The 16,949-nt window shown below is 36.1% G+C and carries 19 protein-coding genes and 1 pseudogene; 13 read left to right on the top strand and 7 right to left on the bottom strand.

Annotation, left to right across the window (positions count from 1 at the left end):
• Positions 1–248: 248 nt before the first annotated feature.
• The 6 genes from MW688_RS11920 (at position 249) to MW688_RS11895 (ending at position 5,662) form a co-directional block, all read left to right on the top strand.
• Entirely contained in the window at positions 249–479 is a 231-nt protein-coding gene (locus tag MW688_RS11920; protein WP_486736206.1) for a hypothetical protein, read from the top strand.
• Positions 480–521: 42 nt separating this feature from the next.
• Positions 522–2,177 (top strand): sensor histidine kinase, encoded by a 1,656-nt coding sequence (locus MW688_RS11915; protein ID WP_486736205.1) that lies wholly within the window; start codon positions 522–524, stop codon positions 2,175–2,177.
• A gap of 14 nt (positions 2,178–2,191) precedes the next feature.
• On the top strand, positions 2,192–3,442 hold the full coding sequence (locus tag MW688_RS11910) for an MFS transporter (protein WP_486736204.1): 1,251 nt from the start codon (positions 2,192–2,194) through the stop codon (positions 3,440–3,442).
• A 105-nt stretch (positions 3,443–3,547) separates the two neighbouring features.
• Positions 3,548–4,276 (top strand): biliverdin-producing heme oxygenase, encoded by a 729-nt coding sequence (locus tag MW688_RS11905; RefSeq protein ID WP_486736203.1) that lies wholly within the window; start codon positions 3,548–3,550, stop codon positions 4,274–4,276.
• Between the two features lie 967 nt (positions 4,277–5,243).
• Positions 5,244–5,504, top strand: a complete 261-nt coding sequence (locus MW688_RS11900; RefSeq protein ID WP_486736202.1) for a hypothetical protein — start codon at positions 5,244–5,246, stop codon at positions 5,502–5,504.
• Positions 5,505–5,518: 14 nt separating this feature from the next.
• Positions 5,519–5,662 (top strand): hypothetical protein, encoded by a 144-nt coding sequence (locus tag MW688_RS11895; protein ID WP_486736201.1) that lies wholly within the window; start codon positions 5,519–5,521, stop codon positions 5,660–5,662.
• 425 nt (positions 5,663–6,087) lie between these two features.
• Here MW688_RS11895 and MW688_RS11890 read toward each other — a convergent pair whose 3' ends face one another.
• Complete coding sequence (locus MW688_RS11890) at positions 6,088–6,348, bottom strand: type II toxin-antitoxin system RelE family toxin (protein WP_486736200.1); 261 nt, start codon at positions 6,346–6,348, stop codon at positions 6,088–6,090.
• Positions 6,341–6,571, bottom strand: coding sequence for a hypothetical protein (locus MW688_RS11885; protein ID WP_486736199.1), 231 nt, complete (start codon positions 6,569–6,571; stop codon positions 6,341–6,343). The genes MW688_RS11890 and MW688_RS11885 overlap by 8 nt, the downstream gene beginning before the upstream one ends.
• Before the next feature lie 103 nt (positions 6,572–6,674).
• Here MW688_RS11885 and MW688_RS11880 point away from each other — a divergent pair, with 103 nt between their 5' ends.
• The 3 genes from MW688_RS11880 (at position 6,675) to MW688_RS11870 (ending at position 7,792) form a co-directional block, all read left to right on the top strand.
• On the top strand, positions 6,675–6,929 hold the full coding sequence (locus MW688_RS11880; protein WP_486736198.1) for a DDE-type integrase/transposase/recombinase: 255 nt from the start codon (positions 6,675–6,677) through the stop codon (positions 6,927–6,929).
• A gap of 469 nt (positions 6,930–7,398) precedes the next feature.
• Positions 7,399–7,587, top strand: coding sequence for a DUF6888 family protein (locus MW688_RS11875; RefSeq protein WP_486736197.1), 189 nt, complete (start codon positions 7,399–7,401; stop codon positions 7,585–7,587).
• Positions 7,580–7,792, top strand: a complete 213-nt coding sequence (locus MW688_RS11870) for a DUF6887 family protein (protein ID WP_486736196.1) — start codon at positions 7,580–7,582, stop codon at positions 7,790–7,792. The genes MW688_RS11875 and MW688_RS11870 overlap by 8 nt, the downstream gene beginning before the upstream one ends.
• A gap of 450 nt (positions 7,793–8,242) precedes the next feature.
• On the opposite strand, the pseudogene MW688_RS11865 reads toward MW688_RS11870, so the two are convergent.
• Both MW688_RS11865 and MW688_RS11860 read right to left on the bottom strand, forming a co-directional pair.
• Positions 8,243–8,527 (bottom strand): annotated as a pseudogene (locus tag MW688_RS11865) (Uma2 family endonuclease); the annotation flags it as partial.
• A complete protein-coding gene (locus MW688_RS11860) occupies positions 8,518–8,943 on the bottom strand; it encodes a gamma-glutamylcyclotransferase family protein (RefSeq protein WP_486736195.1) in 426 nt (141 codons plus the stop codon). The gene MW688_RS11860 and the pseudogene MW688_RS11865, both read right to left, overlap by 10 nt.
• 79 nt (positions 8,944–9,022) lie before the next feature.
• Here MW688_RS11860 and MW688_RS11855 point away from each other — a divergent pair, with 79 nt between their 5' ends.
• Positions 9,023–9,868 (top strand): transporter substrate-binding domain-containing protein, encoded by an 846-nt coding sequence (locus MW688_RS11855; protein ID WP_486736194.1) that lies wholly within the window; start codon positions 9,023–9,025, stop codon positions 9,866–9,868.
• A 93-nt stretch (positions 9,869–9,961) separates the two neighbouring features.
• Here MW688_RS11855 and MW688_RS11850 read toward each other — a convergent pair whose 3' ends face one another.
• A complete protein-coding gene (locus MW688_RS11850) occupies positions 9,962–10,939 on the bottom strand; it encodes a formylglycine-generating enzyme family protein (protein WP_486736193.1) in 978 nt (325 codons plus the stop codon).
• Between the two features lie 386 nt (positions 10,940–11,325).
• Between MW688_RS11850 and MW688_RS11845 the strand changes: the two genes are divergently transcribed.
• The 3 genes from MW688_RS11845 to MW688_RS11835 all read left to right on the top strand — a co-directional run bounded on the left by MW688_RS11845 (position 11,326) and on the right by MW688_RS11835 (position 14,361).
• Complete coding sequence (locus MW688_RS11845) at positions 11,326–12,375, top strand: SGNH/GDSL hydrolase family protein (protein WP_486736192.1); 1,050 nt, start codon at positions 11,326–11,328, stop codon at positions 12,373–12,375.
• Positions 12,345–12,695, top strand: coding sequence for a hypothetical protein (locus MW688_RS11840; RefSeq protein WP_486736191.1), 351 nt, complete (start codon positions 12,345–12,347; stop codon positions 12,693–12,695). Before MW688_RS11845 ends, MW688_RS11840 begins: the two co-directional genes overlap by 31 nt.
• A 1,342-nt stretch (positions 12,696–14,037) precedes the next feature.
• Positions 14,038–14,361 (top strand): PepSY domain-containing protein, encoded by a 324-nt coding sequence (locus MW688_RS11835; protein ID WP_486736190.1) that lies wholly within the window; start codon positions 14,038–14,040, stop codon positions 14,359–14,361.
• A gap of 44 nt (positions 14,362–14,405) precedes the next feature.
• On the opposite strand, the gene MW688_RS11830 is transcribed toward MW688_RS11835, so the two are convergent.
• Positions 14,406–15,740: a histidine phosphatase family protein gene (locus tag MW688_RS11830; RefSeq protein WP_486736189.1), complete on the bottom strand. Its 1,335-nt coding sequence runs from the start codon at positions 15,738–15,740 to the stop codon at positions 14,406–14,408.
• A 69-nt stretch (positions 15,741–15,809) separates the two neighbouring features.
• Positions 15,810–16,733, bottom strand: a complete 924-nt coding sequence (locus MW688_RS11825; RefSeq protein ID WP_486736188.1) for a homogentisate phytyltransferase — start codon at positions 16,731–16,733, stop codon at positions 15,810–15,812.
• Positions 16,734–16,949 lie beyond the last annotated feature (216 nt).

Here is a 16,949-nt window from a genome sequence, read left to right as displayed (position 1 = left end):
CTCGCAGAGGAGCGCTGTTGTAAAGTAGTAGTCATTGTTTTTATGATTGCTATATAATTTTCTAGGTACTAGGGCTTTTTGTTTGCCCACATTTATACCTTAACCTGAATCTAAAGTTTTGTAAAGGGTTTTTAATTAGTGTTTACTTATATTAAGTATAAGTTTTACTTAATATAAGAATTAAAGAGTCAACAACTACTATAATGCAACTGTACGGTTATTGATTTGAATAGGTTGAATCAAAGATAATGAACGATAAACTAGACCAAACTCCTCGTACAGGAGAAAAAGTGGAAGTCTCTATCCATCTAGATGCTGTAGTTCTAGAACAATTAAAACATTTGACCAGTGACCCAAGCAAGGTAATTGAAACAGCTATCAAAGAATGGCTTAAAGGAGAAAGAGATCGCGATGATGAATTAACTCGCACTTTTAGAAGGAATCCCCCAGTGCCACCACGAGGGGAATGGAATGACTAAAAAAACTGTTAATCAGTCTCGACTTCAACTTCAAACAAATAAATGAATGAGCAGAAACAATGTACAAAACTAACAGAAGAATCTCTGGGCGCGGAGTTACTCTACACTCAAGATAAGTCTGGGAAATATCTGTCTTTTTACTGGCAATATAGTCGTGAGCGCGGCATAAATCCCGAAGCTATAACGGGCCAAAATTGCCAGGCAACGTTCACACCAGTAGCTATTGATGCTTACTTAGAACGCCTCAAGAGAGTAGTTGAACGAAAAATTCCTGAAAAATGTCAATGGCAATTTCAACAAGATCAGCAATTATTTTGTTTTCAACTAGTGATGACTCCAATATTTGGAAGTCAAGGAAAGGTTGACACCGTTTTGGTGATGGGATATTGTCAAGAAGAAGATGAGGGGACTTTGAGTACTTATTCTCAAATTCCCATCGCCCCAGAACCTTATCAGAAATTACTAACTAAAATTATTAATAAGATTCGTAAAACTTTGAGTTTGGAGACTATCTGGCAAGAAACCGTTGATAGTCTAGGTAAAAACCTGAGCGTGAGTCGTTGTCTATTAATTTACTGCGATTCGGAGAAACAAACACTAGAAGTTAAAGCAGAGTATTGTCAAAAGCCATTCCGGTCAATTTTAGGAGAGAAATTTAGCATAAATCACCGGCCCTATTGGAAACAAGTTATCTCGGCAAAAGAACCCATAATTGTCGAAGAAATGAGCCAAAATAGCTTTGAAGAGCGATCAGTATTAGTTTTGGGAACATTTTATCAAAATCAACGTAACGGAATTATTTGTTTACAACAATGTGATTATTGTCGTCACTGGAGTCAAATAGAAATAGACCTGTTACAAAAATTAGCAGACCAAGTGGGCACAGCGATCGCCCATGCAACTCTCTATAAGCAATTAGAAGAAGCAAGAAAAGAAGCAGAAAAAGCATCTCAGTACAAAAGTGAGTTTTTAGCTAATACTTCTCACGAACTACGAACCCCTCTCCATGGGATGATTAACTTTCTCAAGTTAATTCTAGATGGTATGGCCACTGAACCAGAAGAAGAAAGGGAATTTTTAGAACAAGTTTATAAATCTTCTCTGCATCTACTGAGGTTAATTGATGACATTCTCGATATTGCCAAAATAGAAGCAGGTAAGATGGAACTAGACTTAAAAAAAGTTTCCCTAGAAGAATTATTTGCTAATGTAGAAAAACTAGCTCGTCCTCAGGCAGAAGAGAAAAAATTATATTTTCAAATCAAATATCCCGAGAGTTATGAAGATATTATTCTCTACAGTAACTATCAGCGCTTACTACAAATAATGTTAAACCTAGTTAACAACTCAATTAAATTCACTCAAGAAGGAGCAATCTTTGTTAACGCTGAGGTGATGAACAAAAAAGTTCTTTTCAAAGATTATCAATTTCCAGGTTTAGTGGTAATCAGCGTAGCCGACACGGGAATTGGAGTGCCTTTGCACAAACAAGATGAATTATTTGAGAATTTTTTTCAAATTGATAGTTCCCGAACTAAAGCCTATCCTGGTACTGGTTTGGGATTAGCCATTTCTAAAAAGCTAGTAGAGGCGATGGGAGGGACTATTTCTTTCTATAGTATGGGAGAAGGCTTAGGATCTACTGTAACTTTTACGGTTCCACTAAATCATATTCCTTTGCTGAAAACAGTAGATTAATCTTTTTTCTAAATATGAATAAAAACATTTTTCCCCAGTTAAATAAAAAAATATGGATATTAACTGCCGGGAGATTGCTATCACAGATAGGCACAGGATTTACCCTTTTTTATGCCCCGATATTTTTCGTCAACCAAGTAGGTTTAAGTGCAACTTCTGTAGGTATTGCTTTAGGTAGTGGCTCTGTATCAGGTATCATTGGTAGATTCTTAGGAGGAGTCTGGACTGATTCTCCTAATTGGGGAAGAAGAAAAACCCTACTATTATCAGCAGCTATTTCTGCCGTAGCTGACCTAGTTTTATTTTTCACCGATAATTTTACTATTTTAATTATCGGTAACTTGTTGATGGGTTTAGGAATTGGGCTATATTGGCCAGCAACAGAAGCTGCTGTAGCAGACTTAACCACTCCATCCCAAAGAAACGAAGCCTTCGCCCTCACTCGTTTAGCCGATAGTATAGGTTTGAGTGTTGGAGTAGTTTGGGGAGGCGTAATTATTGCTAATGAAACTAGTTATCGTTTGCTGTTTGCTTTAGATGGAGTTTCTTTTGTGGTGTTTTTTCTAGTAATTTATGGGGCCATCTCCGAAACCTACGATTTTTCCGAAACCCACCATCAAGAAAACCGAGGCTGGTTAGCAGCTTTTAAAGATCAGCGTTTAATAATTTTTTTAATAGTTAATATTATGATTACGGGGTATTTATCTCAAGTACAAAGTACTTTACCCCTCTACTTCAAAAATTTTATCTCAGGAGCTAATAGTGGAGTCAATGGTTTTTCTCCTAAGTGGATAAGTATCATTTTTAGTGGGCATATTGTTTTTGCTGCTTTAACTCAGTTACCAATGGCACGGTTTTTAAATCGCTTTACTCGTCCTCATGCCTTGATGTTTTCTCTGGTTTTGTGGGCTATAGGTTTTATTTTCGTTTGGGTAACAGGAATTGTTTCTCAAGGAGCGATTATTTGGGCGATTATCGCCTTAATGATTCTCGCATTAGCGATGGTAGCTTATACCCCTTCGGCTTCCACTTTGGTGGTGGAATTAGCCCCTCCTGCTTTGCGAGGAGTATACTTATCTTTAAATTCTCAGTGTTGGGCCATTGGATATTTAGTCGGTCCTCCTTTAGGAGGTTTAGCGATGGACCAATCTTCCTTGATTTTAGTACAGGGTTTTTGGTTACTATTAGCCTTTAGTGTGATTATTGGCCTGATTATCTTGTTTTATTTGGATCGTCTACTTCAGAATACAAATTATAACTACTAAAATATACTAACTTTGTAAAAAAACTTAACGTCAACTCTCATCATATCGGTTTAAGCTACAGAATTAGGAAGTTTTTTAGATAGTATAAGAGAATAGGACTAAAACATGAATAACAATTTAGCAACTTTATTACGGGAAGGTACAAAAAAATCTCACACAATGGCCGAAAATGTTGGCTTTGTCAGATGCTTCTTAAGAGGTGTGGTTGAAAAAAGTTCCTACCGTGAGCTAGTAGCCAATTTATACTTCGTTTATCAAGCAATGGAGCAAGAAATGGCTAGGCTAGAACAACATCCAATAGTTGGTAAAATTTATTTTCCTGAGTTAAATCGCGAAAAAAGCCTAGAAAAAGACTTATATTACTATTACGGACCCAACTGGCGTCAAGAAATTAAACTCTCTCCCGCAGGCGCTGCCTATGTAGAAAGAATTCATCAAATTGCTACAGAAAAACCAGAATTATTAGTTGCTCACTCATATACTCGTTATCTAGGAGACTTGTCTGGAGGACAAATACTCAAAAAAATTGCTAAACAAGCTATGAATCTCAGCGATAATGGTGAAGGAACAGCTTTTTATGAGTTTTCAGACATCGAAGATGAAAAAGCATTCAAAACTAAGTATCGTGAAACTCTTAATCAATTAGATATCAGTGAAGAAACAGCACAAGAAATTGTTGATGAAGCTAACGCTGCCTTTGGGATGAATATGAAAATGTTCCAAGAATTGAATGGTAATTTAATTAAAGCGATTGGCCAAATGCTCTTTAATAGTCTAACTCGGCGCCGCAGTCGTGGTAGCACAGAATCTGAATTAGCTACTGCTTCTGAGTAAAATCATCTGAAATGTACTCAGAAAACTCCTGTTGAATCTTCTAGAGATTAACAGTGGAAGCACGGATAAGAAGTCGGAATTAGGAATTACATAAGCCTTATGGGGCGGGTTCGTAACCTGATTTGCGTAAACAAAATAACTTCAAAGATAATAACTGAAAACTCTGGAAACCACCAAGTAAGGTTTGAAAGAATCTTTCTTGTGGATTTCAGAGTTCAGTATTTTGTTTTGCTGTATAGCATTCGTTAACCCACATCTTCCACTCCCAAAAAAGTACAGAAATTGGCCAACAGGCTCCGAATCAATTTTTAAGCGCGATCGCATTAATTCTTTAACTCATTACTTATTACTTCAAGACTTCAAGACTTCAAAACTCAACCCCCACCAGTAACTTTTGATAAAGATGCTTTGGTGTGAGTCAACCCAACCTACAGGCTACTCGCTTCTTACTTCAAAACTCATTACTTCAAAACTCATTACTCATCTGACGGTGCGTTACGGGCTGCGCCCTAATACACCCCACACAAAATAATCATGCTTATCAGCCAAAAAGAGCGAGCGCTCTTTTTGGTGCTCTGTTGCAAAGATTTTTTGCTACTCTATCCGTAGTGTCAATTTTTAAAACCGACCGCTCTGAGATTACCTGCTCAAAATTGCCAGCCTTTACCAGTTAATGGTTTGGGGTCACAAATAACTTATGAAGTGGCGGAGAGCGCCTCCCAATAACTCAAGATTATTGACCAAAAAACAGCCTCTAAGGCGCTCTCCGCTTTCGCTGGCAATTTTGAGTAAGTTTATTGCACCCCATACGCACTTCAAAAATCAGCTAGATTGATTGCTAGATTTTCCTCTTGGATTATTAAATCAAAGATAGATTTTAAGTAATTGGCGATCGCTGTTTTTGGTTATCTTTGAAGAAGAGGCTTAAGAGTACGCCCGTGCCGATAAACGTAAAGCTGTCTTAACTTTGCTCAATGATCCCGAATGGCATAATTGGAGTAACCGTGAAATAGCTAGAGTATGTCGAGTTAATGAGAAAACAGTGCGGAATATCCGTAACGAATTAACTGCGGATATCCGCAGTGACAATTCCTCATCTTTAACTGCGGACTTCCGCAGTGAAGAACAAGAGTCAACGAATGAAAATCTGCGGAATTATCGAACTAAGCACGGAACTATAGCAACCATGAACACCACTAATATTGGGAAACCTCAGAAGAAAACCTAAATAGGACAATAAAAGTGACTACTGATGAAATCTTGATTGCATTTTTGAGTAACGTTGAACACATGAGTTCTTCTCAGGTTAAAGCCGCCATAAAAGCGATCGCCTCAACTCATCCAGATATCATCTTTCAACTTGTACATAACCTTAATAATAATTAATAAGTTCTAACGACTAATTATAGGAAAACTAATAATTTAGATATAGAGTCAGATGAGCTTCTAGCACAGTTTCTAGAACTTGATGTGGAGTGTGTAATTGAAACAGTCATAAGAATTGTTCATGAAGATGGGTGGCTTGAATTTGCCAATTGGTTACAATCGTTTTCTGCTCAAATACAGTGCCAGTTGGTAGCAATAGTTACTAATTTCTACTTGCCATTAGCCGTGGGCGATCTCGCCAAAGGCGAGCCACTTCGTGATCGCTACTAATATTGCTTACCCACTTTCATCCGTTAGAACCAGTCTTGGTTAAAAAGTAGAATTCGTCACTGTCTAAAAAATTTTGATTGTTTACGGGATGCCATGGAATTTGTCTGGCGTCAAGCGTCCTAACAGTTGTGGCGACTGCTATATAAATAACAACTTCACTCATAAACTTTACTGCGATGAACAATAACAATTATACTAACCAACATCGCATCATCATCAACTGAATAAACCACACGGTAATCTCCAACTCGATAACGATAGTAGCCTAAATAATTTCCCTTCAAAGGTTTAATGTTAGGATGAAAAAGAGGACTTTCTTCTAATCTTTCTAGACATCTTGCTAACTTTTTAGCCAGAGCTGGACTAACTTGACGATAAACCTTCTCAGCTTCTGTTGATAACTGTATTCTATACATCGTCTCGAATCGTTCTCCAATCTTTAACCTGTCCCTTTTTGACTTGCTCTTTTCCTCTCTCAAATGCCTCAACAAATCCTTCTATTTCTAACAATTCCTGTGTTGCATCTTCGCCATCTTCAGCAACTAAATCAGCTATTAATTCTGCGACAACTCCTAAACTTTCGGGAGGAAGCTGATCAATATATTGCTTAAGTTGATCTCGCATTTTAGTTGGGTTCACAATTAATAGACTCCTTAAAGGACTTTTGCCAATGGTATCTGTTAACAAACTAACTGACTGTCTCCTTTTTATCATATCCCAACGGTGCAGAATATAGGATTCTTTGAGAAAGTTCTCAAAAATAGTCACAGTATGCCACAAGCGAGTTATCAATACAGACAAAGATCAGGCTTATCCATCAGCAGTAGAAAATCTCAAGAAAGAAGGGACTTTGGATCCAAATAGTAAATTGAGACGGGTGAAATATCTTAATAATAAGATTGAACAAGATCACAGGACCGTCAAAAAAATAACTAATACTGGATTGGGATACAAATCGTTCGGTACCTCACATCTTCCACCAGTACTTATGTACTAAAAACCTCAGAAAAAGTTCATTTCTCTTTAGCCTAAGATCTTGCCCTGTCAACCAATTTTAAAGCGCGATCGCATTAATTCTTTAACTCATTACTCATTACTCATTACTCCAAAACTTCTTACTTCAAGACTTCAAGACTTCAAGACTTCAAGACTTCTTACTCATTACTCATTACTCATTACTCATTACTTATTACTCAACCACAACCAGTAACTTTGGGTAAAGATGCAAGATCTGAGGTACAGGGTGGCGAACAATAAGAGGAATTAAAATAATGCACGCTATCAATCAAAGTCAAGTTGACTTTTGTTGATCATAGAGATAGTGTAGCTCAATTGCGAATTTGTTGAATTGCTATTTGATGTTGCTGCTTAAAAATACGCGAGATACATAGAAATCTTGTATGCTTCATAATTCGAGAGCAACAGAACCTAAAATAAAGTAAGCTAAAATTAGGGAAAAATAATTAATGCCCACAGAAATTCAAAAAGATACTGTTATTTTGGTTTGTCAACTTCTTTCTAATTTATATCAACCGATTTGGCTATTTCGATATGATTCCCAAGAACATTATATATTCTTAATTGCGGGAGAAGAACAGGGATTAGAAATAACAATTTTTGCAGATGGTAAATGGGAGTTTAACCAAGATGAATAAACCGAATTTTCAAACAATGACTCGTAAAGAATTAAAAAAATATATATTAGCTCATCCTACTGATGACGAAGCAATTCGGGAATTAGTACTTAATCGTCGTAATCCTGACGCAACTATCTATCCACCACCTTCAACTTTAGCTAGTGGAGAAGCAGAACAAATTTTGAGAAAGAAAATTAAATTTAATGAATCTGAGGAAATTTAGAATTAAGGTTAAGGTTAAAATGCGATCGCTTTTTTCTTCTTCTTCTTAAGATTACACCTTTGGATACCAGAATTAGTTTGGGTAACTTTCATGAAGATTCGTACTTTAAATTCTGAGACTCTTCCTACATTAACCTCGCTTCCATACTACTATGATGAAAAAATCATTCTACCTTCCCAATACTTAGGGAAGAAGTTATGCCACGTGTTATGAATAGTGGTAAATATACTCTTGACTATAACGAGTACGGAGAGCCAATCAGGGTAGTTTTGATCGATGGGAAGTAGATGCGATCGCCTGAAGAAGAAAACTTGAATTAAAACATTAAAATATTTTAATTACTCTTTGAAGTTGCAGTTTAAATCAGTAATACAGTGTACCTAACTCGGAGCCTCTCTTGCCTCAAAAGGATAACCTCTGTACCTCACCAGTATGAGAATTGCTATAGTATTAATTGGCACTATCAAAAATTTGTTGAGCGGTCAAATTTAAATCAGGGAAAATGAGAGTTTTCAAGAGTTGATTTTCCCTAAATTGTTCTAGTTGATACTCATCATCAACTAACTGATAAAGAGAAATTGTCGGTTGCTTGGGGTCACCAATATAACGTTTTCCCCCTAATCCCAAATAATCAATAATCCAATACTCCCTAATTCCTAAAGCTTCATAGTCAATCAATTTATGACCATAATCATATCCCCAATTACTACTAACTACTTCTATCACTAAAGTAACTTTGGGTAAAGATCAAGATCTGAGCTAACCTGCCAACAGCCAGATACTAGAAACTTACCACCAAAGCGCTTAATTTGTTCCTGTGTCATAAAATAAGCCCAAGCGTGATCTAAATAAGCTCCATCAAGTTGATAAATAGCCACGAGTTGGCGAATATAACCTTGAGGGTCTTCTGTCTCTGTAGGATGATAACCTTCTAAATGGTCTAAATCTTCAAGATAATGATTTTCAGCAAATGTCAGAAGAAATCCCTGAACTTTTTGATCCCCTTCAGTCATGGCAGGATAACCAAAGGGCAAATCATAAAGACATCCTAAGGTATAGGCGGGTTGAGAATTCAGAATCTTGCCTGCGCAGTAAGATTGATAATTGCTTTTTCCCGGTTTAAGAGTACCGTAAACAAAAACTTTAAACAAAATAGATTGCCGAAACTCTACTTTAAATATTATTATATCTATCTGGGAAACTATTTTCGCACTTAAGTATTAATATAAGATGAATAAAATCCTGCGACTAATTCTGTTATCGGCTACTGTATCTTTAACTTTGGGTTGGGCCGATTTAGGTTTAGCTAAACCTGTTGAAGAAGAAATCAAAGAAACTGGTGTACTAAAAGTAGGTGTTAGAGACGATTCGCCTCTATTCGGCTACGGAGATACTCAAGAGGGTTACTGTAAAGATTTCGCTAACGCTCTTGCCACTGTAATGAGCGAAAAACTAGGAACAACTGTAGAAACTGAATTAGTAACTTCTACTACTCAAAATCGCTGGGAGTTAGTGAGTAGTGGTATGGTACATTTAGAATGCGGGCCTAATACACTCACTCAAGAAAGAGAATCAGAATATCAAATTGAATTTTCTCAACCATTTTTCGTAACTGCTACTCAAATTTTTGTGAAGAAAGACGTTAGCGAAGAAGAGGTTAAAACTGGGAAAATTGGTACTATATCTGGAACAACTAACGCTGAAGAAATACAACAAGTTTATCCAAATTCTCAAATAAATAGTACCTATACTGATAGAGTTGAGGGGATTGAAGCAGTACAATCAGGAGAACTTACTGGTTTTGCTAGTGATGGAATTCTGATTGTGGGTACTGCTACGATTTTACAACTAGATGAAAATAGTTTTGCCCTTGCTACTCCTGTAGTTAATGGTCGTCAGTTTTGTGCCGCCTACGCCATGATTTTACCCCCTGGGGAAGAAAACGCTCCCTGGAGAGAAACAGTTAATTCTCTCATTTCTAGAGAGGGACAAGGGGCACAGTTGTGGGATACGTGGTTTAAACGTCTATCTCCATATATTGATAAAACCCTAGTTGATTGTCAAGTAGTGCAGTAGAATTCTTGAGATATTGTTAGGGAAAACAGGGGTAAAGGTTTTATTTTTGGTTACTCTTTTCTAAAACCTTTATCCGTATTATTAGATTAACTTTTACACCATGACCACTCTAAAACCAATGAAATTATAGGCGTTTTCCGCTAAATTAGAGATACGATTAGCACTACGACAAACATCAGGTTCCCCATTCCAAGATCCTCCCTTGCGTACTTTTCTTGAAGAAGTATCGCTGCTATTTAACCAAGCACTACCATCACTAGGTACTTTGCTTAAATCTGAATAGTAGTCGTCTTCACACCACTCCCAAACATTACCATGCAAATCATATAAACCAAAGGCATTGGGTGGAAGAATTCCTACTTCTGTAGTAGCGTTGCGAAAATCAGTCTCCGGTTCATTGGCGTAGATATATCTACCATTGTAATTAGCAAGATTGCCGGTTAAGGTTGGCCCAAAATAAAAGGCTTCTGTAGTTCCTGCTCTACAAGCATATTCCCACTGGGCTTCTGAAGGAAGTTTGATGGTTTTGCCTATTTTTTCACTCACTAGTTCACAAAATTTTACTGCATCATTCCAACTAATAGTTTCTATGGGTCGTTGTTGTCCAGAAAAGTAAGCAGGATTTTCTCCCATAATCACCTGATATTGAGCTTGGGTAATTGGGTATTTACTCATCCAAAACTCACTAATACTAATTTCTCTTTGTGGTCCTTCGTCTATATCTCTCTGGGATTCTGTAGGAGGTGACCCCATCATAAAATTACCCCCAGGAATAGCTACAAAATCAATAGTTACACCATCACCTAGGTCAAGAGTTTGATATTTAGCTGATTTTTCTTCTGTACTAATAATTTCTCCCACATTGTTAATTCTCACTACCTCAAAGGTATACTCCCCTTCTTTTGGAGTAGGAGGAATAGCCTCTGTGCTTGGATTGGTACTAGTTTCAGGCACATTAGATTCACGAGAATTACTAAATAGTTTTCCTAGAATTACAGCAGCGATCGCTCCTATCCCACCTATTACTCCCCACTTCAGAAATTTGCTACGAGAAATTTTTTCGCCCATCATCAATTATATGTAAATATTTACAAGTTTTATTTACAAATATATTTTATTTAGATCTTATCATATTAATCACTTTTCTTAAAATTAGAATCAGTTTATTGCTCTTACAGGCTGACTAGATTTTTAACTATTGACTAAATTTCAGGGTAAAATAAAAAAGTAGTTAAAATAGATTTGTCACTGATAACAATTATTAGCATAATTTTTACTACTGATAACCCATAGATAGTTTAATCTCTTGGAGATAATAAGATAGGTAATCAGCTTTCTAGCATCTAAATAATTTGTTAATACTACCAATAATTAGAGAGCAAAAGTGTGTAAACCTTGTCTTAAAATTTGTGATGTAGTGCCAAATTAAGTACATAACTTATTAATTTTTATTGAATATGTTTAATTATCTTAAAAATAAACTGTTATATATAGTTACTATATTTCTACTAAGCATTACAATCATTGTTACAAACAATTTCACCCCAGAGGCTATTGGAGTATTTAATAAATATCCAATTCCTACTGTGCCAAATAGTTCAACAGTGGGGTTAAATTTAGCTTACTCAATGAATTTATTATCTCAGAGTAATCCCCAAAAAAAGAATACTGTGCGTATACTGTTTTATGGTCAATCAATTACCCGTGATTATTGGTGGAGACCTGTAGTAAATGATTTAAATAATCGCTTTCCCAATGCCGAAATTATCAGTAAAAATTTAGCTATTGGAGGATTTGGATCTAAACGTTTAATTTTTACTGTAGAAAGAGATATCTTAGATTTTTATCCAGATTTAATTATATTTCACGTTTATGGATCTCATCAAAAATATGAAAAAATAATCCAGAAAATGCGCACTCTGACTACGGCGGATATTTTGATTCAAACAGATCATTTGACAGGCAAAGTAGATCCAAATAAACCAGATGAAGGATGGCAAGCTTTTATGAATGACTATTTCTTAACAAGAATGGCAGCTAAGTATAACGGCGAATTGGCAGATATACGCTCATTTTGGCGTCAATATCTTTTAGATTATAATTATCAACCAAATGAATTACTAAAAGATGGACTACACCTTAATCATCATGGTAATTTGTTAATGGCTGAGTTAGTTAAATCATATTTACAACCTAACCCAGAGGCGAAAAATCCCTGGTTAGATAGAGTAAAAACTTATGAAGTGAATAAAGATATAGTTTGGAAAGATGGGAAATTAAGCTTAGAATTTGTAGGTAATAGAATAGAGGCGATCGCCAGTTTGTTTGGTGATACTCCAGCAGAAATATTAATTGATGGTAAACACCCATCAAAGCTACCAAATTTATATATAGCAATGAGCGTTGTAGTGTTAACAACATTTATCACTAACTTTTCCCCCCAACCCCCCTTACTAAGGGGGGCTTTTCATCATTTTTGTCAACATCTATTGGCGAGCTTGCTATAATTGAGTCTCAACACTGGTGGTTAAAAACTGATCCATTACAACAAAAACCTTCACCAATTCAACCAGGATATCAACTCAATTTTACTTCTCAGCTTATGGGAGTAGATACATATCAAAAGCCGCAATTTAAAGGTTTTAACCGCGAGTCTACTGTAACTTTAGCAAAAGGATTAGAGAATAAAACTCATACTCTCTCTATCATTCCCCTAGGCAAGGGAAAAGTCCCTATTCAAGCAATTCGTGTTTATAAACCGCCACTTACTTCTAATCAACTTGAATTAGAAGAAATTGATCCTAATACTTGGCTGGAGAATAGGTAATTTCAAAACAAGTGCGATTCCTTGAGTGCCTTTTCCCGTATCATAGTAAATCCTAATGATCATTCCATAAGTTTGTAGTAGGGCTTTAGCCCTATCATACTTGGAAATCCTACCATTAACATTTAAACTTTTCTGTATTTTTTGGAACTTTATTTTATAGCTATTTTGTAGTACAAAACTTGTTTTTTTATAAGCTAACCTTGAGAAGCGATCGCCTCGTCAGGTCAAAAGTTCATTTCTTTTTCGCCTAAGAAAAGGGTCAAGAGAACAAAAATACTGAATACACCTTTATCTCAGATCTTGCATCTTTATCAAAAGTTACTGGTTGTGGTTGAGTAATGAGTAATGAGTAATGAGTAATGAGTAAGAGAATTGATGTTAAACCTCTAGGATACAAAGATTATAGAGAATTAACCATAAAGAACATTTTTCCTTAAAAATTAGTACATAAGTTCTGGTGGAAGATATGAGTTTATAGCAGAAAAAGAGAGAGTAACATTAGGTAAAGATGCAAGATCTCAGTTGAGTGCCTTTTCCCGTATCATAGTAAATCCTAATGATCATTCCATAAGTTTGTAGTAGGGCTTTAGCCCTATCATACTTGGAAATCCTACCATTAACATTTAAACTTTTCTGTATTTTTTGGAACTTTATTTTATAGCTATTTTGTAGTACAAAACTTGTTTTTTTATAAGCTATAGCAGTAGTTCGTGTTAACAACATTTATCACTAACTTTTCCCCCCTTCCCCCCTTACTAAGGGGGGCTTTTCATCATTTTTGTCAACATCTATTGGCGAGCTTGCTATAACCTTGAGAAGCGATCGCCTCGTCAGGTCAAAAGTTCATTTCTTTTTCGCCTAAGAAAAGGGTCAAGAGAACAAAAATACTGAATACACCTTTATAGCAGAAAAAGAGAGAGTAACATTAGGTAAAGATGCAAGATCTCAGTTGAGTGCCTTTTCCCGTATCATAGTAAATCCTAATGATCATTCCATAAGTTTGTAGTAGGGCTTTAGCCCTATCATACTTGGAAATCCTACCATTAACATTTAAACTTTTCTGTATTTTTTGGAACTTTATTTTATAGCTATTTTGTAGTACAAAACTTGTTTTTTTATAAGCTAACCTTGAGAAGCGATCGCCTCGTCAGGTCATAGCTTCCTTGTCACCCCGTTGAGATTTTTTGGACTAAAGTCCAACTACGAACCTCGTTTTTAACTCTTGCCTCTTATCTAAAACGATAACATAATTGTCCTAACTTACTTGTCTATGGCATAATTTTATGAGAAGAGATGAACTAGGCTAAAATTAAAATATCTTAACAGTCACTAAAATATTCTCATGAATATTAAACAAGCAATTAGAAAATCCCATAAAAATATAGCACCTATTGTATTACTACCTCTATTCGTAACAGTATTTACAGGAGTTAGTTATCGTTTAGCAAAAGATTGGTTTGGTTTATCGAGAGATCAAGTACATTTTCTCATGAGTATCCACGAAGGAGAATACTTAGGAGATACCCTTAAACCCCTATACGTTTTATTTAACGGTTTAGGTTTATTGTGGATGTTAATTACAGGAGGAGTTATGTTATGGCAAAGTTGGAAAAGATCGTTTTTTTCTTTCCCTAAAACTCAACCAAAGGAATCATCTACAGAATAGAGGGGAGGATATCATATCAATCCTAATCCCTCGTTCAAACATATTTATAAGGCACCAGCAGCCGTTTGATCCAAAATCCCCTCACTGAGATGAGAAGTAATGTTAATCGCCTGTAAAATCGGTTTCTCTGAAGGACCATTCGCGTAATCTATAACAGTTACAGCCCCGTTACCCTGTTTAATATTCCAAAAATTTGCAGGACTTAGTCCCAATAAAGCACAAATAATTACCTTGTTAATAGCATCGTGGGCAACAACAATCCCCAGAGATGTAGTTTGCTCATGATAAAAAGTATTAACAATCTCTTGCCAACAGGAGATCGCCCTTTCCCATACTTGAGTTAAATTTTCTCCCTCCGGCATTTGTACTGTTTCTGGGGAGTCTTTCCATTCCTTAAGTAATCCAGGAAATTCTGCTTCAATTTCTGCTTCTAACTTACCTTCCCATAAACCGTGACCAATTTCTACCAGGGGAGATCTGGTTTCCAATTTAACCTGGGGGTGGTTACTTATAATAATTTCTGCGGTTTCTTTTGGTCGTAACATGGGACTCGTAACCGCAAAAGTTAGAGGAATATCCTTAAGAAGTTCTGCGGCTAACTTTCCCTGTTCTCTACCTTTGTCATTGAGAGGAATATCTTTAGTTCCCTGGAAACGTTTTTCCCGATTCCAATTAGTTTCCCCATGACGTACTAAAAATATTCTCAAAGGAGTATCAGGAGTTCTAAGAGAAGGAATCGGCATTCCTAGATGGGCAGTTTGATTCAATGATTCTAATTGTACTGCTTCTTGCCAACCTCCGGTAAAATTGAGAACATTAATACAGCAATTAGATTGTTGAATAGAGTGGTAATACTCCGGCTGCATACCCACCGCACTCATAATTAAACAACGATTAATACCATTGTGAGCTACTATCAGTATAGTTTCTCCTGAGTGTTTGGGGATAATCTCCTGCCATAGTTGTTGGGCCTGTTCATACAAAGATAGCACAGGATAATGATTTTGATTATTCACATTCATGCTAAACTCATGGGGACGAGTTTTCCACAATTTATAATCATCAGGAAATTGTTTTTGGACATCCTGCTTAACCATATTTTCCCAAAGAGGCAAATCAACTTCCCTTAGCTTGTCTAAAGGTTGTAAAGTTACGGAATTTTCGCAACAACTCTGAATTATTTCAGCCGTAGCAAAAGCACGTTTAAGAGGACTAGAATAAATAGCGGCTAAATCATAATTTTTGAGAGCATTTCCCACTAACTTAGCATCTTGTTGGCCTTTTTCCGTGAGAATTGAGCGATCGCTGCGACCTTGTATACGATGTTCAATATTAAAATTACTTTGACCGTGACGAACAATAATTACCCGAGTAGCCAATCTCTTTCTCCTTAAATAGTTGTATAGTTGATGCCAACATCATAAGCCAAAAGCGAACTCTAGAGACATTTAAATACAAATTAGAGGAAATAAAAAATACTCAATAAAAAACAATTTCCAGATAAATTGATAAAAATCTTTAATCTCTTGCTTTTGCTGTAAATCTACCTTGAGACTTGACAGCCAGAGAATAATTAACAAAGCCAGATGAATTAAAGCTAATAGTAAGGTATTAATTCCCCTTATCGGGAGAAAAGCCGCCATAATCATTCCCAAGTAAGCAAGACTAATAACACCTCGACTCAAGCTAAAGACTCTCTCTTTACCCAAAATAATAGTTAGAGTAGTAATTTTATACTCTTTATCCCCTTCTAAATCTGGTACATCTTTAAAAATAGCGATCGCCACCGTAAATACCAAAACAAATATAGTTAGTAACCAAATCACAGAAGGTATCTCCTCAACCCCTGCCAAAACCTTACTAAAATGTAGATAAATACCTAAATTAACAATCACTCCTCTAACGGTAAAAATACACAAAGCTGCCCAAAAAGGGTAACGTTTGAGACGTATAGGTGGTAGAGAATAAGCTGTACCAATCAGCAGACTAACTGCCACAGTTAAGAATAGATATTTTCCCAATAATCCCCCTAAGGTTAGAGATAGTAAACCGCAACTCCCTACAATTATCCATCCTATTTGGGGAGAAAATTCTGCCGCCGCTAGAGGCAGATGAGGCTTATTAATTTTGTCGATAGCGATATCTTCTAACTGATTCAACCCAACTATATAAACATTTCCACATAAACACGCTAACCAAGTCACAAAACACTGTTCTAAGCTAGTTAAACTTAGAGAACTTTGGTTAATTAAAATAGCTATAGTGTATAAAGCAAAGACACTGAGACTAGTACCGATAATTGTATGAGGACGAGAAAACTTCCAACTACTATTTAGCCAAGAATTTGGATTTTTTCCAACAAATTCGCTCATTTTAACTTTAAATCACGATTATTACCTCACATATCATATCATAGGAGCAAGAGTAGATTAATCTCAGATCTTGCATCTTTACCCAAAGTTACTGGTTGTGGTTGAGTAATGAGTAAGGAGTAATGAGTTTTGAAGTAAGAAGTAAGAAGTAAGAAGTAAGGAGTAAGAAGTAAGAAGTAAGAAGTAAGAAGTAAGAAGTAAGAAGTAAGAAGTAAG

This window comes from Johannesbaptistia floridana (assembly GCF_057440575.1).
Note: the sequence above shows the minus strand (reverse complement) of the source record. Positions and strands in the feature narration are given on the sequence as shown.

Bases quoted from the DNA above. Each gene is read 5' to 3' on its own strand.
- MW688_RS11870 (WP_486736196.1), top strand. From the start codon at position 7,580: ATGAATAAACCGAATTTTCAAACAATGACTCGTAAAGAATTAAAAAAA.
- MW688_RS11910 (WP_486736204.1), top strand. From the start codon at position 2,192: ATGAATAAAAACATTTTTCCCCAGTTAAATAAAAAAATATGGATATTA.
- MW688_RS11915 (WP_486736205.1), top strand. From the start codon at position 522: ATGAATGAGCAGAAACAATGTACAAAACTAACAGAAGAATCTCTGGGC.
- MW688_RS11855 (WP_486736194.1), top strand. From the start codon at position 9,023: ATGAATAAAATCCTGCGACTAATTCTGTTATCGGCTACTGTATCTTTA.
- MW688_RS11890 (WP_486736200.1), bottom strand. From the start codon at position 6,348: ATGTATAGAATACAGTTATCAACAGAAGCTGAGAAGGTTTATCGTCAA.
- MW688_RS11845 (WP_486736192.1), top strand. From the start codon at position 11,326: ATGTTTAATTATCTTAAAAATAAACTGTTATATATAGTTACTATATTT.
- MW688_RS11875 (WP_486736197.1), top strand. From the start codon at position 7,399: ATGCCCACAGAAATTCAAAAAGATACTGTTATTTTGGTTTGTCAACTT.
- MW688_RS11920 (WP_486736206.1), top strand. From the start codon at position 249: ATGAACGATAAACTAGACCAAACTCCTCGTACAGGAGAAAAAGTGGAA.
- MW688_RS11850 (WP_486736193.1), bottom strand. From the start codon at position 10,939: ATGATGGGCGAAAAAATTTCTCGTAGCAAATTTCTGAAGTGGGGAGTA.
- MW688_RS11835 (WP_486736190.1), top strand. From the start codon at position 14,038: ATGAATATTAAACAAGCAATTAGAAAATCCCATAAAAATATAGCACCT.
- MW688_RS11905 (WP_486736203.1), top strand. From the start codon at position 3,548: ATGAATAACAATTTAGCAACTTTATTACGGGAAGGTACAAAAAAATCT.
- MW688_RS11825 (WP_486736188.1), bottom strand. From the start codon at position 16,733: ATGAGCGAATTTGTTGGAAAAAATCCAAATTCTTGGCTAAATAGTAGT.